This is a genomic window from Paenibacillus daejeonensis DSM 15491, from assembly GCF_000378385.1.
GTDB lineage: Bacteria > Bacillota > Bacilli > Paenibacillales > Paenibacillaceae > Paenibacillus_D > Paenibacillus_D daejeonensis.
In genome coordinates this window covers 363,910-384,838 of the sequence record NZ_KB899659.1, presented here as the reverse complement: position 1 = coordinate 384,838, position 20,929 = coordinate 363,910, and the positions used below count along the sequence as shown (strand labels likewise).

Annotated in this window: 23 protein-coding genes and 1 pseudogene; 20 read left to right on the top strand and 4 right to left on the bottom strand. The window is 51.0% G+C overall.

Features of this window, described 5'->3' with window-relative positions:
* Window positions 1-50: 50 nt before the first annotated feature.
* The 7 genes and pseudogenes from F556_RS0101760 (at window position 51) to F556_RS0101730 (ending at window position 6,328) form a co-directional block, all read left to right on the top strand.
* A complete protein-coding gene (locus F556_RS0101760; RefSeq protein WP_020615164.1) occupies window positions 51-1,175 on the top strand; it encodes a PQQ-dependent sugar dehydrogenase in 1,125 nt (374 codons plus the stop codon).
* A 113-nt stretch (window positions 1,176-1,288) separates the two neighbouring features.
* Complete coding sequence (locus tag F556_RS0101755) at window positions 1,289-1,570, top strand: hypothetical protein (protein ID WP_020615163.1); 282 nt, start codon at window positions 1,289-1,291, stop codon at window positions 1,568-1,570.
* A gap of 87 nt (window positions 1,571-1,657) precedes the next feature.
* Complete coding sequence (locus F556_RS0101750) at window positions 1,658-3,358, top strand: diguanylate cyclase (protein WP_020615162.1); 1,701 nt, start codon at window positions 1,658-1,660, stop codon at window positions 3,356-3,358.
* Window positions 3,355-4,200 (top strand): metallophosphoesterase, encoded by an 846-nt coding sequence (locus tag F556_RS0101745; RefSeq protein WP_020615161.1) that lies wholly within the window; start codon window positions 3,355-3,357, stop codon window positions 4,198-4,200. Before F556_RS0101750 ends, F556_RS0101745 begins: the two co-directional genes overlap by 4 nt.
* Window positions 4,201-4,341: 141 nt before the next feature.
* On the top strand, window positions 4,342-4,728 hold the full coding sequence (locus F556_RS38685; protein WP_020615160.1) for a WGxxGxxG family protein: 387 nt from the start codon (window positions 4,342-4,344) through the stop codon (window positions 4,726-4,728).
* A gap of 98 nt (window positions 4,729-4,826) precedes the next feature.
* Window positions 4,827-5,360: pseudogene (gene msrA / locus F556_RS0101735) on the top strand (peptide-methionine (S)-S-oxide reductase MsrA); the annotation flags it as partial.
* A 155-nt stretch (window positions 5,361-5,515) separates the two neighbouring features.
* The gene (locus tag F556_RS0101730; protein ID WP_020615158.1) at window positions 5,516-6,328 is read left to right on the top strand and encodes a (2Fe-2S)-binding protein; all 813 of its coding nucleotides are present in this window, start codon (window positions 5,516-5,518) and stop codon (window positions 6,326-6,328) included.
* 64 nt (window positions 6,329-6,392) lie between these two features.
* Here the strand turns inward: F556_RS0101730 and F556_RS0101725 are convergent, their stop codons facing one another.
* Window positions 6,393-7,172 (bottom strand): YheC/YheD family protein, encoded by a 780-nt coding sequence (locus F556_RS0101725; RefSeq protein WP_020615157.1) that lies wholly within the window; start codon window positions 7,170-7,172, stop codon window positions 6,393-6,395.
* Window positions 7,173-7,338: 166 nt separating this feature from the next.
* Here F556_RS0101725 and F556_RS0101720 point away from each other — a divergent pair, with 166 nt between their 5' ends.
* From F556_RS0101720 to F556_RS0101710, 3 genes are read left to right on the top strand one after another with little or no spacing between them, the layout of a single operon-like run.
* Window positions 7,339-8,337: a serine hydrolase domain-containing protein gene (locus F556_RS0101720; protein ID WP_020615156.1), complete on the top strand. Its 999-nt coding sequence runs from the start codon at window positions 7,339-7,341 to the stop codon at window positions 8,335-8,337.
* Between the two features lie 25 nt (window positions 8,338-8,362).
* Window positions 8,363-8,863, top strand: a complete 501-nt coding sequence (locus F556_RS0101715; protein WP_020615155.1) for a metallophosphoesterase family protein — start codon at window positions 8,363-8,365, stop codon at window positions 8,861-8,863.
* An 18-nt stretch (window positions 8,864-8,881) separates the two neighbouring features.
* A complete protein-coding gene (locus F556_RS0101710; protein WP_020615154.1) occupies window positions 8,882-9,277 on the top strand; it encodes a hypothetical protein in 396 nt (131 codons plus the stop codon).
* Between the two features lie 47 nt (window positions 9,278-9,324).
* On the opposite strand, the gene ytxJ is transcribed toward F556_RS0101710, so the two are convergent.
* Window positions 9,325-9,666, bottom strand: coding sequence for a bacillithiol system redox-active protein YtxJ (gene ytxJ / locus F556_RS0101705; protein WP_020615153.1), 342 nt, complete (start codon window positions 9,664-9,666; stop codon window positions 9,325-9,327).
* 84 nt (window positions 9,667-9,750) lie between these two features.
* Between ytxJ and F556_RS0101700 the strand changes: the two genes are divergently transcribed.
* Window positions 9,751-10,299, top strand: coding sequence for a GNAT family N-acetyltransferase (locus tag F556_RS0101700; protein WP_020615152.1), 549 nt, complete (start codon window positions 9,751-9,753; stop codon window positions 10,297-10,299).
* On the opposite strand, the gene F556_RS33070 is transcribed toward F556_RS0101700, so the two are convergent.
* Window positions 10,292-11,533 (bottom strand): chloride channel protein, encoded by a 1,242-nt coding sequence (locus F556_RS33070; RefSeq protein WP_020615151.1) that lies wholly within the window; start codon window positions 11,531-11,533, stop codon window positions 10,292-10,294. The genes F556_RS0101700 and F556_RS33070 overlap by 8 nt on opposite strands.
* 153 nt (window positions 11,534-11,686) lie before the next feature.
* On the opposite strand from F556_RS33070, the gene F556_RS0101690 reads away from it, so the two are divergent.
* The 9 genes from F556_RS0101690 to F556_RS0101650 all read left to right on the top strand — a co-directional run bounded on the left by F556_RS0101690 (window position 11,687) and on the right by F556_RS0101650 (window position 20,295).
* On the top strand, window positions 11,687-12,046 hold the full coding sequence (locus tag F556_RS0101690; RefSeq protein ID WP_020615150.1) for a c-type cytochrome: 360 nt from the start codon (window positions 11,687-11,689) through the stop codon (window positions 12,044-12,046).
* 119 nt (window positions 12,047-12,165) lie between these two features.
* Window positions 12,166-12,639, top strand: coding sequence for a nickel-responsive transcriptional regulator NikR (gene nikR / locus F556_RS0101685; protein ID WP_020615149.1), 474 nt, complete (start codon window positions 12,166-12,168; stop codon window positions 12,637-12,639).
* Window positions 12,640-12,741: 102 nt separating this feature from the next.
* The gene (locus tag F556_RS0101680; protein WP_020615148.1) at window positions 12,742-13,884 is read left to right on the top strand and encodes an N-acetylmuramoyl-L-alanine amidase family protein; all 1,143 of its coding nucleotides are present in this window, start codon (window positions 12,742-12,744) and stop codon (window positions 13,882-13,884) included.
* 258 nt (window positions 13,885-14,142) lie between these two features.
* On the top strand, window positions 14,143-14,889 hold the full coding sequence (pdaA, locus tag F556_RS0101675) for a delta-lactam-biosynthetic de-N-acetylase (RefSeq protein ID WP_020615147.1): 747 nt from the start codon (window positions 14,143-14,145) through the stop codon (window positions 14,887-14,889).
* Window positions 14,890-14,916: 27 nt separating this feature from the next.
* Complete coding sequence (locus F556_RS0101670; protein ID WP_020615146.1) at window positions 14,917-15,807, top strand: NAD(P)/FAD-dependent oxidoreductase; 891 nt, start codon at window positions 14,917-14,919, stop codon at window positions 15,805-15,807.
* A gap of 82 nt (window positions 15,808-15,889) precedes the next feature.
* Window positions 15,890-16,297, top strand: coding sequence for a hypothetical protein (locus tag F556_RS0101665; RefSeq protein ID WP_020615145.1), 408 nt, complete (start codon window positions 15,890-15,892; stop codon window positions 16,295-16,297).
* A 54-nt stretch (window positions 16,298-16,351) separates the two neighbouring features.
* On the top strand, window positions 16,352-18,526 hold the full coding sequence (locus F556_RS0101660) for a protein translocase subunit SecDF (protein ID WP_020615144.1): 2,175 nt from the start codon (window positions 16,352-16,354) through the stop codon (window positions 18,524-18,526).
* A gap of 156 nt (window positions 18,527-18,682) precedes the next feature.
* Window positions 18,683-19,597, top strand: a complete 915-nt coding sequence (locus F556_RS0101655) for a polysaccharide deacetylase family protein (protein ID WP_020615143.1) — start codon at window positions 18,683-18,685, stop codon at window positions 19,595-19,597.
* Window positions 19,598-19,689: 92 nt separating this feature from the next.
* Entirely contained in the window at window positions 19,690-20,295 is a 606-nt protein-coding gene (locus F556_RS0101650; RefSeq protein WP_020615142.1) for an MSMEG_1061 family FMN-dependent PPOX-type flavoprotein, read from the top strand.
* 71 nt (window positions 20,296-20,366) lie between these two features.
* Here the strand turns inward: F556_RS0101650 and F556_RS0101645 are convergent, their stop codons facing one another.
* Window positions 20,367-20,828: a C40 family peptidase gene (locus tag F556_RS0101645; RefSeq protein WP_245582999.1), complete on the bottom strand. Its 462-nt coding sequence runs from the start codon at window positions 20,826-20,828 to the stop codon at window positions 20,367-20,369.
* Window positions 20,829-20,929 lie beyond the last annotated feature (101 nt).

Here is a 20,929-nt window from a genome sequence, read left to right as displayed (position 1 = left end):
GCTAGTCGGTAACAAGAAGTGTCGAATATCGTTCAAGAAGGGAGAAACGAATGAAAATACCGAAATTAGCTTTGGTTCTCGCAGCAGCTGCATTGTTGGCAGGCTGCGGCACGTCTACGACCAATACAAACAATACCGCGCCACCGCCTACGAGTGAGCCGCCTGTGGAAGCACCTGCTACAGAAAACGAACCGGAACCCGAAGCTCCAGCCGCCGGTTACGAGACGGTTGCCGAGGAACTGCAGGCTCCTTGGTCGATAGCTGTAGGAGAAGAAGCGATCTATGTCAGTGAACGGGAGGGTGCGATCGTACGCATTGCTGATGGTGCGCTGGATCGTCAGACAGTTGAGCTGCAAAAGCCAGTTCATGCGGCTGGTGAAGGTGGAATGCTTGGCATCCTGCTCAGCCCGGGTTTTGAGGAGACGGGCAGATTATATGTCTATCACACCTACCAGGAATCAGGGTCGACCCTGAATCGCGTTGTCGTTGTCGAACGAACCGAAGATGGCGGGTGGCAAGAAACAGAACAGTTGTTGGAAGATATTCCTGGAGGCAATACCCATAATGGAGGAAGGCTGGCGTGGGGACCCGACGGCATGCTCTACGTATCAACGGGTGATGCAGGCGAGCGTCCGCTGTCGCAGCAGGAAGACTCGCTTGCCGGCAAAATCTTGCGCATGACCCCTGAAGGCGAAGTGCCCGAGGATAACCCTGATCCGGCCTCCTATGTGTACAGCTCGGGTCACCGCAACCCGCAAGGATTGGGGTGGAATGCCGATATGCAGATGTATAGTGCGGAACATGGCCCTAACGCCCATGATGAGCTGAATGCAATCGAAGCAGGTTCCAATTACGGCTGGCCTGATGTGATGGGGGATGAGGAAGCCGCAGGTATGGTACCTCCGCTGTATCACACAGGCGAGGAGACGCTTGCCCCTTCGGGCTTGGCCGTGCTCCCTAATGGGGACATCGTTGTTGCAGGCTTGCGAGGCGAACGCCTGGCCCGCTTTGATGCTGAAGGAACGCCACTTGATGATGTATTGTCGGGTGAAGGACGATTGCGAGATGTTATCGTAAGCGATCAAGGTTTGTATGTAATCACCAACAATACGGATGGACGCGGCAGTCCAAGCGATAACGATGACCGTTTGTTACTGCTGCCCCTGCCAGAATAAGGCCTCGCCCACTGTTTTAGACTTGTTTAATTGACGGGATTCAGGTATTCTCGAAAACAGAGGAATCGATGGAAACCGCGAGTCGGTATTGAGAAGAAGCGAGGAATGAAACAATGGCAAACGATGACATTACAATTCTACATGTGGCTATGACTTACTCAAAAGAAGATGGCTACGTCGGTAAGGTACATTTCCGAGCTCAAGGCCACCGTGACGCTTATGAAATGGCTTTGCAGAGCAAGAAAGGCAAGGAGTGGTCCTATGGACTATTCTTCTTGGATACATCCGGAAGCGAAGAAGAAATCTTCGCCATGGAAGATCGTTTGGAAGAGGATGATGAGCTGTTTGATTGGTTGACCCAAAGTGCAATGGCTGCCTTGGAAGAGCAGGCTTAACAACAGAGTGCAGGAGGGCGGTGAGCCGCCCTCCTCTGCATGCTGTCCTGTTGTATAGATACTTAATTAGTTCAGGGAAGTGAAGATATGGATCCTAATGAGACTGAGCGCTTCAAAGCCAAGCAAGATCGGGGCCAGCGTCTGATCAGACAAGGCAGAGAACGTTTTGTTCAGGAGATGAGCTCCCAACTCTCGGAGATTAATCGCTTGCTCGAGAAGGCAGGCAGCACCGGGGATTTCGACAGCTGCAAGGCGCTGCATCGGATGTTCCATACCATGAAGGGAAGCGCGCCGGTATTTGGACTCAACCGAGTTGGTCAATTGGCTGAAGATTTATTACATAAGTGGGAATGGATTGAATGTGGCGCCGATGCAGCCACAGCAATACCGGAGGCATTAACGCAGAGCAAAGCTCTAATGGGGCAGCTGGTCATGGAGTATGAGGTGTGCAAGAAAGAACTCGCGCTGGACTACTCCGGCATCAGCAAGGAGCGCCCCACGATGGCCGGTAGCCGGCTACTTATTATTGATGATGAAGAAGCGTTGCGCTCCTACTTGTACAGAAGGCTGGAGCTCGATGAATACGCAGTCACGGAGGCCGCTACGGTTGAGGCAGCCAAGCAGCTGCTTCATGATCAACATTTTGATTTGGTGATTCTTGATCTGATGATGCATCCGCATTCTGGTTATGATCTCTTCGAGTTCTTGAAGGAAGATCCTACCCTGAAGTGGCTTCCCCTGATTGTATTGTCGGGCCGCCAAGATCTAGAAGACAAAATGCAGTGTCTTTATCTGGGAGCTGACGACTATGTCACCAAGCCATTTCAATACGAAGAATTGGCAGCCCGCATTTATAGCCTGCTGACACGCAGCAAGACCTATGAGCAGATGGCCTTTCGTGACCCCTTGACTGGTGTTTACAACCGCAGGTACATGGATCACCAGATTCAATCGGAGCTGCAGCGCATCCAACGCTACCCTTCACCGATCTCTGTCGCATTTATTGATATTGATTATTTCAAACGGATTAACGATACCTATGGGCATGCAGTTGGCGATCAGGTGCTGCAAGGGTTGGCTAATCTGTTGAACCATCAGTCTCGAGTAACCGATTTGATTGCCCGGTATGGCGGCGAGGAATTTGTTATCTTGATGCCAGGGACGACAGAGGAAGAGGCAGAGAAATTGCTTGCCAAGCTGCGCGAGATTGTCCATCAGCAGCCGGTAGCCAAAGTCAATCAACAATCGTACCATGTTACATTCTCGGCTGGTATCTCACAATGGCGAGACGCATTGTCAGCTGAGGATTGGCTGCGTACCGCAGACGAGGCCATGTACAGGGCCAAGAAAAATGGACGGGATCAAATTATAATCAGTAAACAAGGTGTCGAACAACCGGAGACACCGGCTCCTCATCAAAGAACGCTCTTGATTGCAGACGACGACGAAATTTTGCGTAATATTCTTGTCACCAACCTTAGCCATCTGCCGGTACGCATTCTGGAAGCCAGCGACGGGGAACAAGCGCTCCATCTCCTGCAGAATAATGCTATTGATGTATGTATACTTGATGGTGTCATGCCGAAGCTTGATGGATTTGCCCTTCTGCAGAAGTATAAGGAATCCTCCGATGAGAGGTCCGTTCAGACAAAGGTAATTATGCTCTCGGCAAGGCGAAAAGAGGATGATGTCGTTCGGGGGCTGCTGCTGGGCGCGGAAGAGTATATGGCGAAGCCGTTCTCCATTGTTGAATTGGAAATCCGCGTCACCCGGATGCTTCAAGGATGAAACCGATCAGCAGGAGAGAATTTATTAAGCTGGCAGCAGGTGGAATTCTAACGGCTGGTTTAGGTACGCCTTTATATGCTCACTTGGTCGAACGCCGTTGGCTTCGCACGGATCAGGTCACGCTTTCTTTTGACGATTTGCCAGCTGATCTCCAGTCCTTTCGGATTTTGCATTTTAGTGATGTTCATCTCGGCTATCATTATGGTGTCCGGGATCTCGAGCGACTAGTTGAGAATATTAATGAACACACCTATGATATGCTTTGCTTCACAGGGGATCTGATTGAAAATGCTCCGGATCTTCTGGAAGCCAGTATTCCAATTTTGAGTCGTCTGAATGCCCCTTACGGTAAGGTAGCAGTATTGGGCAACCATGACTACTGGCAAGCGCCCGACGAGGTAGCCGATGCGCTGAGTCAAGCTGGTTTCCAAGTATTGCGCAATGATGCGCACCGAATTCAAGTAGGGGATGCGACAGTAGCATTCGTCGGACTGGAAGATGCGATGCATGCGGTCCCTGACATACAAGCTGCAATGGCTGCAACACAGCCAGATGACTTCATTATTGTTCTCGTTCATGAGCCTGACTATGCTGATGTCTACGCGGATGATTCTTCCCTCGTACGTCTGCAGCTCTCCGGGCATAGTCACGGAGGTCAGATTCGGCTGCCACTGATTGGACATCTTATTACACCACCACTAGGCAGCCGTTATGTGGATCGAGTGAACCATCAGCGAGGATTAACGATCTACACCAATCGTGGTGTCGGGACTACCGGCGTGCCGTTTCGGTTGTTTTGCAGACCGGAACTGAGCCGGATTCAGCTAGCTCAACAAAGGTAAGCGATCCCTTGAAGATCAGCATCATTATCCATGTATCAGTAACTCACCCTCCGGGAAAAACAATGACGGGACCTGATAAAGCCTGGTCGTTAAGGCGAGTCTTTTGATGTCACCAACATTGAGAAGGGATGATGTGCTGTCATGAAACGATTGTCGCTGAGCTTTTTGATCGTAGCTTCTCTGATGCTGATGCTTGCCGTTCCAACGTTTGCTGAGTCCTCCAAAATGCATAAGTCGAATGCAGGTGTTGAAATGAAAAACACGCAACGTTCGATCACTAATGGTGGCAATGGTAACACGATGAACGGTACAGCCGGTACCAATGGATACAACACGAGCACGCGTGTCCATTCCGACTCGAATTACAGCACGTACGGCAATGAAGGTACCCGTGCTTATGGTATGGACAACGGTCGTTACCGCACAACTGCGGCCAACAATGACCGCGGTATGGACTGGGGCTGGCTGGGTCTGCTGGGTCTGCTAGGTCTTGCCGGTATGCGCGGCAGAAACCGTGAATCCCATTAATTAATAAAAGATGAACGAGCAGCCCCGACCGCGCAGGTCGGGGCTTCCTTGTGGTATACTGGTCTTATCCAGTCTGTCCCAAAAGGAGGCAATGTGAGATGGAACAACAAAATGAAACACAGGTTGAAAAAGCTACATTTGCAGGCGGCTGCTTCTGGTGCATGGTCTCCCCATTTGAGGAGCGCCCGGGAGTGATAGAGGTCTTGTCTGGTTATACTGGTGGGCATACGGATAATCCGACGTATGAAGAGGTTTGCTCCGAAACGACAGGACATGCAGAAGCTGTTCAGATTACATTTGACCCCAGGTTGATCAGCTATGATGATTTATTGGATCTGTTTTGGCGGCAAATTGACCCCACTGACGCGGGAGGCCAATTTCATGATCGTGGTGAGTCATACCGCACCTCCATCTTTTATCATTCTAAAGAGCAAAAAGAAAAAGCGGAGGCCTCCAAAAAGCGATTGAAAGAAAGTGGCGTCTTCACGAACCCGATTGTTACTCCGATTGTTCCAGCTAAGACGTTTTACGCGGCTGAGGACTATCACCAAGGCTACCATCGCAAAAACACCATCCGATACAAAATGTACCGTAATGCATCCGGTCGAGACGGCTTTATCGCCAGTCACTGGAAGTAGCAATCCAAGCCTGCGCATCTCGTGCAGGCTTGTCTTATGTGCTTAGAAAGATCAGGGATAGTAATCTGGGGCGGAGCTTGTTATAATCATGATAATGATTATCACTATCTGAGGAAATGTTTGTTTGTTCGGAAGGAGCGACTTCGCTAATGATGCCAGTCAATTACCGATTACTCGGTGAGCATTTTTTTCTTGTAGATCAGCATGATGAGCATGAGACTCTATACGCTGAAGAGGCCACCAGCCTTCAACAGCCTGAAGCCATGACGACTTTCTTGGCCAAGTATGCCGCCAGCATCAAGGCTTCTGAGCTGGATGTTGCAGCCGCCTATTTGAGCAGTTTTTGCAGCGGCATGCTTGTATCTACCCTCTATTCGTTATCAGCATGGAATCGGTCGCTCAGTTTGCCTCTCGAAGAGTTAACGATCAAGATTACCCAGCAGGGCGAATATAGTCAGATTCGTACGGTCGTTCAAGAGTTTGGCGGTTTGGAGGGCCCCAATGCATCAGAAGATCGAACGCAGTGGGTACGGAGCCAGCTGACAACATTAATTCAGGAGACTCTGCGTCCAATAGTGGAGAGTGCAGCTCAGGCATCCGGCCTGAATCCCGGATTTTTGTGGGGGCAAATGCCGACCAGAGTCGGTTTTTACGTTGAACGCTTGCTCGGGGATCCTGCACACAGCTCCATCAATGATCGGTTAAGCAAGGATTATGCGGTTCTTCTGGACTTGGGTCCCGATGTATTCGGACGTAACCGGAACCCGATGGTCGTGAAGCCTCGTTACATCGAGGATTACCGGGAACCGGGCAAACAGCTGAAAATGAAAAATGTCTGCTGTCTCTACCATAAGACAGATGGCGGCGATTATTGTTACAGCTGTCCCAAGCTTAAGGAAAGCGAGCGTTCAGTGAAGGCGGAAAAGCTGCGAGAGCTTTATGCTGCCGCAGCCACTCAATAACCATGGCGGCCAATAGCCGTTCCACCCAGGGAGCCGGCTCTCTGATGGAACAGCTATTGGCCGTTTATGCATCGTTACGCCCGTAACTCCGAGCATAGTCCTTCATTTTCTGGAAGGCGGCACGGTCAAGCTTGCGGAGTGGATAAAATTGTGGATGATTGCTATTAACCTCCAACACCCACAGCCGTTCCTGCTGATCATAAGCAAAATCAATGCCCATTTCATGCATGCCGCTGCGCCGCTTACTCAGCGTTTTGGAAATGGTTAAGGCCGTCTGGCTCAGTTCTTGTTCCCGAGCATGAGCAAGCGAGCCTTTCCAGCCTTTTTTGCCCATCCATTTAGCAAGCGTGAAGATCTTGCCTCCCTGATAATAGTTCGTGACAATTCGGTCCGGTTTTCCCACCTTCACAAGATAACCCGTACACACCCAAGACTTGCCGGGTTTACGTTGTACCATGGCGCGAATATCGTAAGGCTTTCCATCCACAGTATCGAGCAGAATGGCTTTTTGAATGATAAGCTTACCCGTTCCCTTTTTCTTATTGATGTGCTTGTAAACGGCTTGCCTGGTACTGAAATGCACCACGCTTTGCTTCCTTTTGGAGGTGGAATACAGGGTATATCCGGTCCCTGTCGAGGTTAGCTTGAAGATGCCAATTCCCATCGACCCGATATCCGGCTTGATGTATACGGCGGAGTATCGGTCTGTCATCTGCCGAAGATTGGCAAGGGTAAAGGCTTTTGTATTCGGGACGACCCGTTTCGTGGCGGGATTGGCACGCAAATAACGACAAACCTTAAGCTTGCCGCGAATATTGCGGCTCTTGTACTTTTTGGTGTACACGATTGATCACCTCTTGGTTACTTTATGTATGTATGCCTTATAGTTTTTGGACGTATGCTGAGTAGAGAGTAAAGGGGCAGGGGCCCGCAAGTCATTTGACAAGCATAGGCAAGGTCCATCACAATAAACAGACATACAAAGCTATTCCAATGGAGGCTCCGAGACGATGTTCAACATGAGAATGCATGCAACTCGGCTGCCCATGACGGATCCAGGGTTGGCCGGAATGAGTACGGCTCGTTTGGAGGTACTGGCATCTTTACTGGACGGATGGGCAATCAAGGATGTGATCGTGCTCCGGTCAGGCAGGATGGCCTGGCGCTGGCATGAGCAGGGGCGTGACCGAATTGGTCCGGTCTATTCCTGTACCAAGAGCGTCGTTTCTGCACTCATTGGCATGCTTATTGATGAAGGATTATTACGGCTTGATACCGAACTGGGCGATTATTTTGAGTGGCTGCATGACAGTGGAGACGGGCGTAAAGCGCTAATTACGGTCCGCGACCTGCTGACGATGACCCCGGGCTTTGAGTGGCCGGATTTTGACAAGCCTTACTTCAAAATGAGACGGACACCGGATTGGGTCGGCTACATCACGCAACAGCCGCTGGCTCATCCGCCCGGTCAGACCTTCGCTTATAATTCGGGTTGTTCGCATCTGTTATCTGCTCTTGTCACCCGGGTTACAGGTGAACCAGCGGAGAGCTTTGCTCAGCGCCGATTGTTCGACAAGTTGGGTTTCCGTCGTGTGCGATGGCCGCGTCACGGGGGAGTGAGCGAGGGCGGGGCAGGGCTGCACATGGCCTCAGAGGATCTGGCCAAATTCGGACAGCTCTATCTGCAAGGCGGGCTGTGGAATGGCGAACGCTTGCTGTCCGAACGTTGGGTTGAAGAATCCACATCGGTCCAGTCCAGGGGGCTCCCGCTTTTCCAGCCTCCGATCTATGGAGAATACGGCTATCATTGGTGGGTATCCTCAGCTGAGCATAACGGCAGGCACGATTTATATTTTGCTCTCGGGTACGGAGGGCAATATCTGTTTGTGATACCTGAGCTGGATCTGGTTGCTGTCATTCGCAAGAAGGTGGAAGGCAAGAGCAAGGCTATGCTTGCCAAAAACGTCTTGTTGGAGTACATTATCCCGGCTATCGAACGGAGGATATGATTACGGGGAATCGGGAGGGAATGCTATGCAAATTGCCATTATATCCGATACACACATGCCTGCCAGAGCCAAAGGGCTGCCAGAGGCTCTAAAACGCGGATTGGCGAAAGTCGATTTAATTCTGCATGCGGGAGACTGGACGAGCCGGAATGTCTATGAGATGCTTAGTGAGTACGCCCCGGTGGATGGAATTGCTGGTAATAATGACGGCCCGGAAATCGTGAACTTACTGGGGTATCGTAAAATTGTCCCGGTGGCGGGAAGACGTATCGGACTGGTCCATGGGCATGGTCGTTCAGGTACAACGGAAAGTCGGGCAATTGATGCTTTTGCAGGTGATCAGGTCGATGTCATCGTGTTCGGACACTCACACACCCCGCTTTACAAGAAGCATAACGGGGTAATTCTGATTAACCCCGGCTCACCAACCGATAAGCGAAGGCAGCCTTCCTATTCCTATGGTTTGCTGAATATTACTTCGACAAGCCTAGATGGGGAAATTGTGTATTATGACAGCAAGCAGTAATGAAGGGAGGGGACGCCTGTGCATCCGGATTTTATTCAGCTGCGAACCATCGAAGGAGATCTCAAACTATCACACAAGAAAAGCAATTACGGGGTAACGGTATCCACACGGGAGCTAGTCTTCCATAAACCCCATGTCAATTATCATATCAAACTGGCCGACATCGTCAGTATCGTTCCATTTGAGGCGCAAGGCGAACGGTTTCTTGCCCATAAGAACAAACGTGAGGATCATGCAGAATATATCAGTACGACGCCCGATACTGAACAATACCGTCTATATGTACGAGCCGCCACCATTCATAATCGCAGTGGTCTGAAGCCGCTCGGGAGAATGCAATTCGTATTTCCCCTGAATCGGAGGTTAATGGATGAGATCGCCCGGTACAGCGGGCTTAATCAGATTGCCGAATAAATAGAGATGCCGCCTGCCTGTTCAGGCAGCGGCATCAACGATTTTAATTATTGCATTACGGCTTTCATATGCTCCGTAGTAATGGACCAATGGGACGCCGTCCAATATTTCTTGCCGTCCCGCAACAGAATGATTTGCGGGGATTCGTGCTTGACGCCTGTATCCTCCGTGATTTGATTGGACACCGGACGGGATTCAATGACTTTTACAAGAGCATACGTTGTCTGATCTCCTGATTCGGTTTCCAAGTACTGATTAAATTCAGAAAGCGCATTAGCACTGACCGGACAAGTCGTACTGTGTTTAAACACGACCACCGATTGTTCCTTGGATGCGTCCAGCAGTTCTTTCCATTGATCTAAGGTTTCAATTTCATTATAGCTAGCCATAGTTCTCTCCTCCTTTAGTAAAGAAATCGTACCCCAAAGTAGTACAAGGTTGCAAGTAACTTCAGTTATGAGGAGGTTGTTGTTATGAATTTAATTGAACATCGGGGATACCAGATCAAGCTGATCGACGCGCCTATCTCGGAAAAACCGGTATTTCGGAACTTGGTGCAGATGTACCTATATGATACCAGTGAATTCAACGGCAAGGATCCGGACAGGCATGGCTATTATGATTATCCCGACCTGGATCATTATTGGACAGATCCAGGCAGAACGGAAGAAGGTCGTATCCCGATCCTGATTCAAATCAATGACGAGCTGGCAGGCTTCATGCTGATTAACCGTTTCAGCTTGCTCTATCCCCGCGACTTGTCGACGCGAAATCTGGCGGATTTCTTTATTATGCGCAAATGGCGGGGGAAGCGAATTGGACGGGTCATTGTGAAAGAAATATTCGATATGCATCCTGGTCACTGGGAAATTCGGCAAGAACAAGCGAATGTGAAATCTCAGCAGTTCTGGCGAACCGTTATTAGCGAGTATACGAATACGGGGTACAAAGAAACGTTGATTGCGGATGATCGATGGAATGGACCGATTCAACAATTCTCTAACGCCACGCGCATTACTTGATTCGCAAGCGCCCCGCAGACTTCCCGGGCTGGCCGGGGCGCTGGCTTGCAGCCGAGTGATACAACCCGCGGCCACCCGCACACAGTCGGCTGATCATACAGCCGATGAACAGATAGAGTGCCCCCTCCACCCCGAATAATTCCAGCCCCATAACGAAGCAGGCCAACGGTGCCCGGGCAGCCCCGGCAAAGACGGCCACCATGCCAACAGCCGCCAGCCAAGCGGTTGGTGTACTAAGCCACCCTGACAAGGTGCTTCCCAAGGTTGCCCCGATAACGAACAGGGGAGTGACTTCTCCGCCCTGATAACCTGATCCCAGAGTCACTACTGTAAACAACAGCTTCCAAGCAAATTGCATTTCCCCAGCAGGAGCCTCAAAAGCCTCGTTAAGCAGCGGCAGACTGAGTCCAAGATAGGCTCGTGAATCGGCAAGGAACACGAAGCCAATCAGGAGAAAGCCACCGATGATGCTGCGATGCACCGGATGGGGGATCCACCTGCTGAAGACGGTGCGGGTATGGTAAAGCAGGCTCGTGAACAAACGGGCAACCAATCCGAATAAAACAGCAGCCAATGCCAGCTTGGCCAGCACTGCCATACCTATAGAAGGAAGCGTCCCCATCGTCAAATGCCCATGCTCGGTTCCCCAGGCCATAGCTGTCCAATGCCCTACATAGCTGGCGGTCAAAGCGGGTAACAGACGCTCCAATGATGGCCTGCGGAGCTGTGAAACTTCGAGCGCAAAGATGGCCCCCGCAAGCGGTGTACCGAAGACGGCGCCAAACCCGCCGCTGACACCGCAGAGCAGCAGCAGACTTCTCTGCTGGGGCTGGATACGCATGACCCTGCTTACCGCCTCTGCCGCGCTTGCCCCCAGTTGGACAGCCGTTCCTTCCCGGCCAGCCGAACCTCCGAACAAGTGGGTGACCCATGTGCCAACCAGCACCAAGGGGCCCATTCGCAGGGGCACGGTTCCTTCACCCGAGCGGATGCGGCTGAAAATGAGCGGGTTGCCCTGTGCAGCCGTCCGGCCCCAGCGCATATAGAGCCAGCTCATGCAGGCCCCGCCTGCAGGAAGCAGCCACAGCAGCCAGGGCTGTGTTTCTCGTGTATCCGTAACTAGCGCAAGTCCGCTAAGGAATAAGGCGGCTGCACAACCAGCTGTTACGCCCACTGGCAGAGCCAGCAGCATATGCCTTGCAATAGGTAAGAGCCGGGTAATCATAAGCTTCATACGAGTTGAACGTCCTTTTCTTACTGAATTGGTTCGGTTTTCACCTATCCTACCCAAATTAGTGTAGATCCGTCAATGATTCCGCACCCATCATAACTGACAGTGAAAGTGCTAAGAATACTACTGGAGGAAAAAAGAAGGGAGGCATGAACAATGACAAGCTGCTATCGCTGGAGCATTATGCTTGGCTTGCTGATGATCGTGATCGTGTGTGTCCAGGCGGTTCCGGGAGAGGCTGCGGCAGCTCCGGAGCCTTCGCAAGAAATGATTGCAGCTGGAGCTGGTGGAGGGACTGGGGGGGCAGGCCTCTACAAAACGCACTGCTTGTCTTGCCATGGGACAGATCTCCGCGGCAAGATCGGACCGGGTCTGCAAAGCATTGGTTCGCGATATAGTCAACAAGAGATAAGTGTCGTCATCAGTAAGGGCAGAGGGGGCATGCCAGGCTTTGATAAGAAGCTGTCTCCAGAAGAAATTCGAGCGCTGGCAGGTTGGCTCGCATCTAATAAATAGGTCGTGCGGCTGACCGACAAGCCCCATTCTTGAGGAAAAGGATGGGGCTTCATCCAGTTTTCAATTGGATGGCGATATGGTACACTAACACGACAAACTGATGCAGAACAGGTGATGAGATGGCAGAAAAGGATGAATTGATCCGGTTTGGCGTATCGTTTCCGGCACCGTTATTGGAGACATTCGACGGATATATCGAAGCACAAGGCTACACCAACCGGTCGGAAGCGATTCGCGACATGGCCAGGCGAACGATCCTCGATGCTTCCAAGCTGCAGGATGACGAGCAGGTCGCAGGTACAATCGTCATGGTCTATGACCATCATGTCAGCGAGCTACCACTGGTTCTGATGGAGCTTCAACATGATTATCATGATGCTATTGTGTCGACCATGCATGTCCATCTCAATCACGACCAATGTCTGGAGGTGATCGTAGTGCGGGGCAAGCTGTCGAGTCTCCGCAAGCTCAAACAGCAGATTCAAGTGCAAAAGGGCGTAACCTACGCAGAGTTGTCCGTCACGTATGCGGATGCCCGGAACGGGGGGACAGAAGGCCATCATCATCACGGCCATCATGATCATCGCGGCTAACGAAATGGTGTTTCAAGTCTAGTTAAATGGTTTATATAACCATGTGTGCACCATTGACCCGTGGTGTTATTTTAGATTTTCTAAATGATGAGAGGGGTTGCTATGATACATAACGCAAGTTTAAACGTATGGAAGCTGTGGGGCGGGGTGCTGCTGGCATTAGCCTTCATCCTTGTACTGGCACCTAATCAGGCTTCAGCCAACAGTAGTTACAACGCCCAGGTAATCGCTGATTCCCTGAATGTACGGGCCGATGCGGCCAAGGATGCTGATGTTGTCGGTTCGGTAAAAAAAGGTGAGATCGTACAAGTCACAAGAGAATTTCACGGATGGCTCAAAATCAAGCATGGCAATGTTGAAGGTTGGGTAGCTGGCTACTACTTGTTAAAAACGGACAAGCAGCCTGGTTCAGTAAGCACCGCTTCGGCATCCAAGGAGCAACCTCGCCAAGTCGCGTCGAGCAGTTCGAAAACGTCTGTCGTGCTGGTGGATGCGCTACGGGTCCGATCAGGTCCTGGTACCGACTATAAAATTAATGGCGTCCTCTATAAGGGAGCAGCTGTATCCATTCAAGAAAGTGTAAAAGGCTGGATGCAGGTTGTCTCTGGCAACGAGAGAGGCTGGGTGTCCTCGCAATATATTGGTGAGGGAACGGCGGTACAAACGGCTTCCGGTTCATCCACAAGCGGATCGTCTAACGGCTCTCTTCGGGGAAAGGTAATTGTCATTGATCCGGGGCACGGCGGATCAGATCCTGGCATGGTAGGGACAACCTACAAGACAGCGGAGAAAACAATCAATCTCAGCACAGCAAACTATTTAAAGGATAGGCTACAGGCGCTGGGCGCGACGGTCGTCATGACGCGTACTAAGGACGACCAGAAGCCGGAGCTGCCAAGACGGGTAGCTATCAGTCATGAAGCCGGAGCAGATGCATTTATCAGTATTCATTATAATTCTTCCGACAAGCGCAACTCAGGCATTTTGAGCTTCTTCTACTCCAGCAGCAAAGATCGTCCGTTGGCGCACGCGATTGAGCGTCAGCTTGCCGGTGGCATCGGACTGAAGAGCCATGGAGTTGCCTACGGAGATTATCATGTATTGCGTGAGAATCGTACACCGGCAGTACTCCTAGAGCTTGGATTCCTTTCCAACAAGAAGGATGAAGGCATCGTACGCGGGGCCGATTATCAACGCCGCGCGGCCGACGCTATCGCGACGGGATTGCAGAATTATTTCAAATAAATGTTAGCTAAAGTGATCGTAAAAAAAGACGCAGGGCCTCCTCAGGCTCTGCGTCTTTTTTTGGCGAGTAGAAGGTTTGGAGTAAGCATGGACAATCCTTCAAGGTCCTCCAACCTCTGCATGTTCCGGTATCGTACCGGAAATACTACCCTTGCGGTACTTGCGGCATGCGAACGGCTCAAACTGTGCAATGCTGCCGGATGTCAAAACAAAAAGGGGATAATCATGCAAAATCGCTACTATACAAGAGGATTGGTCATGCTGTTAATTTGCCTTAGCTTCGTGGTGGCCGGATTCGGTCCAACGGGCACCTACCATTTCGGATTCAAGCCAAGTCGTCAGGGTCAGCTCCCTTCCATAAATGAAGAAGGCTTTAAAGACATGCTGCGCAAGCACAATGCGGTATTTCTGGGAGATACGAAGCAAAAGGAGCTATTCCTCACGTTTGATAATGGCTATGAGAACGGGTTTACGGCACAGGTATTGGATGTGCTGCGCGACAAGCAGGTGCCAGCCGCGTTTTTTGTGACCGGTCAGTACATTAAGGATCAGCCTGAATTATTGCAGCGTATGGCAGCAGAGGGACATCTGATCGGCAATCACTCCTGGCACCATCCAGATATGACGACGCTATCGCCTGAACGGATCAAGGAAGAGCTAACCCGCGTCCGGGACGAGGTGCTTGCACGCACTCCACAGCTGGGGATGAATTATCTAAGACCGCCTCGCGGCATTTTTGACGAACGAATCCTTGCAGAAGCCAAGAAGCTGGGCTATACGAGCGTGTTCTGGTCCATTGCTTACAAGGATTGGGATGTCAATGACCAGAAAGGCGCGCAATATGCGTTCGACCGTGTAACGGCACAACTTCACCCTGGCGCAGTCATTCTGCTGCACTCTGTATCCAAAGACAACGCAGAGGCGCTTGGGCGTATCATCGATGAGGCAAGAAAACAAGGCTATACCTTCAAAAGTCTGGATGAGCTCCGTGTTAAAACGTATTGATGCACACCCAGCAAGGAGGGAATGAGGATGATCTATGATTGCATCATTGTAGGCGGTGGATTATCTGGATTGCAGGCAGCCATACAACTTGGGCGCTATGGTCATTCGACCCTCGTTCTTGATGCTGCTGATGGACGATCCACCTGGTGCCGCAGCTACAACAATCTGCTAGGCTGGCCTGATGGGGTGAGCGGCAAGCATCTGCGCAGATTGGGCAGAGATCAAGCGGGGCGGCTGGGGGTCCACTTCGTCGAAACCTGGATCGAGCGAGCGGAGCCAATCCCCGAAGGCTTCGCACTGATATCACGCGACCAGTCCGTCTATCATGGCCGGAGGCTGTTACTCGCAACTGGCGTGGTTGACCGTCTGCCGCCACTCGAAGGACTGATTCCCTGCCTGGGCATCAGTCTCTTTATCTGTCCGGATTGTGACGGCTATGAAATCAGAGATCGTCCAGCCGTTATTATTGGTTCTGGTGATGCTGGGGCGGCTATGGCCCTCAAGTTAATATTTTGGAGCAAGCAGCTGACCTATATTAATCATGAGCGCCGCCCTTTATCCGCTGCTATGAGTGAGCAGCTGGCACAGAAGGACATTCCCCGGATCGAGCTACAGGTTCGGAGACTTGTTGCGGATGGCGAACAACTGCTGGGTTTTGAATTGGAGGATGGGAGCTTTCATGCGGCAGATCGGGGATTCGTAGCGTTTGGAGGCAATGAGGTGCGCTCCGGTCTGGCTCATCAGCTTGGCGCAGAGCGACTGGAAAACCGTCATGTGTTGACTGATCCACGAAGCAAGATGACCTCCGTACGCCATGTCTGGGCTACAGGGGATATCGGCGTACATGCCGAGCAAGCGAGCATTGCCATGGGCGAAGGGGTTCAGGCTGCCATCTGGATGCATAAAAGCTTGCTTTGACAATTTTACTCTTCCTTCCTGCGACAGGTTTCGTATATAATAGACAAGTCATGCCATGAAACTGGCGGGAAGGGAGGCGCGCATGGACAAGCCACAATTGAATAAACGAGTGATTCGCAGCAGTCAGAAGGTCTATTCCTGGCTTGGCGTGGTCGTGTTGCTGCTATTCTCTATCCCAGTGTCAGGTGCAGCGGCTCCTGTAGAGAGACCGCTAGAGTCCGCCGACCACCCGATCCTTACTGCACCGGGGGAGAGCGGCTATCTAATCACGCCACGCTTCCTGCATCCCAAAAAGCACAGCTGGGCAGGCATTGGCATCCTTGTCATCGCCATAGGAGCCATGTACTACCGGCGCACACCGATTCGCATGATTGTGATCAGCAATGCCTGTATCGCAATTGCAATCGTCATGCAGAAGCTGGCGCCCATTAAGATGACCTCCACGTATGTGAGCCGATTCCCGGATACCCTTGCGCCGACAAGTCGTTAAGGTCCTGCGTCCACTAAGGACGCTTATCCAACAGGAAGAGGAGATCTCACCTTTATGATTATGAAACGCTTTATAGCCTTTATTTTAACCGTTGCCCTCAGTTTGGGCATCGTCGCGGTCACGTCGCCGCATATTGTTCAGAATTTGCGTCTTGGCCTGGATCTCAAGGGCGGATTTGAGATCCTGTATCAAGCCTCACCTGTTTATGAAGATGGCACGGTCACACAGGAAGCCTTGCGTGAGACGGCGCGTTCCCTCCAATCCAGAGCGGATGCATATGGCGTAGCCGAGCCAGAAATTACGCCAGAAGGCAGTGACCGCATCCGTGCGCGGATTGCCGGGGTTAGCAATGAAGAGGAAGTCCGCAATGTCATGAAAAAGCCAGCCGAGCTCACCTTCCGTGCGCCGGACGGCACAATTGAAATGCGGGGGATTGACTTCGTCGAAGGCGGAGCAAGTGTAGGCTATGATGAGTTGAACAGACCGCTCATCCAGATTCAAGTCAAAGATAATGCAAAGCTCAGAGATGTGTCTACACGCCTGCTGGGTCAACCGCTTGCCATCTACCTGGATGAAGAGCGTCTGTCGGCTCCTACGGTCCAGTCTGTATTATCAGACGGCCGGGCATCTATTACAGGTAATTACTCCCTGGAGGAAGCACGCGAGCTTGCAGGCGTCATCAACCTCGGTGCGTTGCCGCTGAACCTGACGGAGATTTACACCCAGTCCGTTGGTGCGACGCTCGGACAACAGTCCATGGATCAGATTATATTGGCAGGAGCCATTGCTTCGATCTTCATCCTGCTGTTCATGCTGTTCGTCTATCGACTGCCAGGTCTCATCGCTTGCATTACCCTGATTGTATACAGCTGGGGGATCCTGTTGATGTTCTATTGGATGAACGCGACGATCACGCTGCCGGGTATCGCGGGCTTTGTCCTCGGGATCGGGATGGCCGTCGACGCCAATATTATTACGGCAGAGAGAATCAAAGAGGAGATGCGGAGCGGCAAGAGCCTGCTGTCCGCACTCAAGACCGGTTCCAAGACGTCCTTCCGGACCATTCTTGATGCCAACCTGACCTCGATCGTAGCAGCGGCCGTGCTTTACTTTATCGGTACTGGTGCAATTCAAGGCTTTGCATTAATGCTGATCCTGAGTAATATTCTGAGTATGTTTACTAACGTAACCTTCTCCAGAATTCTACTGAACCTGCTGGTGCGCAGCAATATTGTCAAGAATTCGCGTTTGATGGGCGTGAAGCCCCAAGACATCCGTACCCTTGCGGAGAGCAAAAAAGGTGAGGATCCGTTCTACAAGATTTACGATTTTGTAAAGTTCCGCAAGTTGTTTTTCTGGTTCTCGTCAAGTATCACCGTCCTGGGTATCGTCGTTCTTTTGTTTGCAAACTTGAACTATGGCGTCGATTTCAAGGCCGGGACGAGTCTGGATATTACGATTCCTCAATCCATCACCCATGATGAGGCGGAAGCGATCTTCGAGGAATCTGGATTTGTGCCATCGACCTTTACCATCGGAGGAACCAATAACGACCGCATCTCGGCTCGTTATGAGCAGATTCTGGATTCCGAAGCTGGTGATGTGAATCAAATCATTAGCGCCTTTGAGACGAAGTATGGCGAAGATGTATCCCGTGAAGAGAATACTGTTGACCCTGGTATTGCTCAAGAGCTGGGAATCAAGGCGATTATTGCGGTCCTTATTGCCAGCATCGGCATAATCTTGATCATTATGCTGCGTTTTGAATGGCGGTTCGGACTGGCAGCCATTCTTGCGTTGTTCCATGATGCATTTTTCGTTATTACCGTGTTCGCAGTGTTCAGACTGGAGGTAAACTTGCCGTTTATCGCCGCGGTGCTGACGATCATAGGTTACTCGATAAACGATACCATCGTTATTTTCGACCGGGTGCGGGAGAATCTGCGTTTTGCCAAGCTCAAGACCTTCGAGGACTTGAAGCAGCTGGTTAACGTCAGTATATCGCAGACATTGACCCGTTCGATTAATACAGGGATCACGGTACTGATTGCTTCGCTTATTCTGTTCCTCTTTGGCGGGGAGTCGATCAAGCTGTTCTCACTCGCAATGACGTTAGGTATGGTATTCGGTATCTACTCATCGATTTTCATTGCGTGTCAGCTGTGGCTGGTGTTGAAGAAGCGGGAACTCAACAAAGCTTCAACTACCGAAGAAGTAACAACCCCATAAATGAATACCGACTTCATCTTAACCTTCCGGGCTTCTAGCAGCCCGGGAGGTTTTTTTGGAGAATATTGAAACTTATTGATCCCCTAAGCCGTCTAATCAGTAGAGAACAATCAGCAAGACTTGCTACAACCGGGATGAAGGAGATTGAGAAGAACGATGTTCAAGAAAGGCATGCTGGTCACTGTAGCTTTCTGCATACTGGCAGCAACCCTGATGTTTGCGTTCCCGGACTCGGCCCTTTCACACAAAGGCTGTATGGCATGGGTAATGGCGAAGAACAAGGCTTTTGCCCTCACGCACCCGAATACATCCAAACTGGCTGCGCTGGATCCCTCACAGGTCGCTTTTGCGGGGCTGGATGGGGCCGCGAGAGTTCCTGTGTTAATGTATCATTACATAGTACCCGCAGAGCTTAATACAGAGCCTGCCAACAACTCCATAATCAATCTCGAAGCGTTTGAAGCCGGGATGAACTACTTGCACGAAGAAGGCTATTACACTGCGACTCTGGAAGAGCTGGAGGCGTATGTTGCCGGCGAGCAGTCGCTGCCTGAGAAGAGCGTTGTCATCACCTTTGATGACGGGTATGAGAACAATATTATCTATGCTTATCCGATTATGAAGCAGTACGGGTTCAAGGCTGCCTTGTTTGTAGTAGGCAGCAACATCCAGGAGGAGACGGGTGTTTTTGATCCGGCCAAGAAGAGCTTCCTGTCACATCAGCAAATGAACGAGACGCGCGACGTCTTTGAATACCATAGCCATACGTATGATTTGCATTTTAAAAAGGAATTGCACTGTGGGAATGAATATGGTGCAGGTATGAATGACAAGCTGCTGAAGCCCGATATTGCGCAGATGAAAGAACTGGGGATAGATTCGCCTTACTTCGCTTATCCTTATGGGGAGTTCCGTCAGCAAATGGTCTATTACCTTCGCCAATCCGGTTATCGAATGGCGTTTACTGTACGCCAAGGCTTCGTTCGCCCAGGTGACAACTCCATGCAACTGAACCGCTTGACCGTAACCTCATCAGTCCCGCTGTCCGAGCTGTTGAATCCGCCGGAATAGGTTGAGCCCTGCACAGACTTGGGGTACAATTAGGAAATGATAATGCTTCTCAAGATATTCTGAGGGGAGCCCCAATAAAACCGGCAACGGGAGTGATTCACATCTTACAATGGAACGGTGTTATCGAGGACCGGATCACAGATCCGGAGCAATTGCGGAAGCTGGTTGGCGAGCCGCATGAGGCGGTCGTCAAGAAAAGTATTGCTCAGATTGATTCACATGTACGCGATTACCTGGCTAGGTCGCCCTTATTCTTCCTATCTACAACCGATCGTCAAGGCTGGTGTGATGTGTCGCCGCGCGGCGATGAGGTCGGGTTCGTCAAGGTGCTGGACGATCGCCGGCTGATCTATCCGGAGAGACCGGGCAACCGGCGGGTAGATTCTCTGCTGAACCTGCTGGATAATCCCCGACTGGGCATGTTGTCGATTATTCCAGGTATGCAGGAGGTGCTGCGAATGAATGGCCGAGCGCATATTACGAGTCAAGAGGATTTGATTGCAGCTCAGAATTTCAGCGGCAAGACTCCTCAGCTGGCGGTGATTGTGGAGGTGGAAGAGTGTTTTATCCACTGTCCACGGGCTTTGAAGACCTCCGGTGTATGGTCGTATGAAGACTGGCTTCCCAAGGATGAGCATCCATCGGTATCCGAGATGTTCCAGGCACATCTGGCGATTAACGGCATGAAGCTGAAGTAAGGAACACAAAGAAGACCTCCCCAGCGGAGCTGAGGAGGTCTGGATGATACGAGAGAAATGAGAGAATCATGTTAGTTCAATACGCGGCGAGCCGTTACATAACGATTGTTCCAGTAGTTCGTGTTCATGTCGCTCAGAACAACACCTTTACTGCTGGACGTATGGAGCATTTTGTTCTTGCCAGCATATACGCCAACATGGCTGATACTGCGGCCATTGGTATTGAAGAAGACCAGGTCTCCCATGCTGATATAGCCTTTTGCCACGCCTGTTCCGGCTTTGGCTTGAGCTGCAGAGGTGCGAGGCAGCGAAACGCCGTTTTTCTTGAACAGATATTGAGTGAACGACGAGCAGTCAAACGCATATGTAGCGCCGCTTGGTGCACCGAGTCGATAAGGAACGCCTAAGTATTTTTGGCCGCTCTGGATAAGAGCTTCGGATTTAGGAGTTGCAGCATCCACATTGGATGCGCCGATGGAGAAAGAAGTTATCGTAATTGTAGCGCACATGGCGGTAACCAAGACACGTTTCACAAATTTTAGCTTATGCATAGTTTCTTGTTGTCCCTCCGTTTATTGCTGTATTGACTTAACCAGCACTAACTATAGCACACAAAAACCTACTAATAATTCCC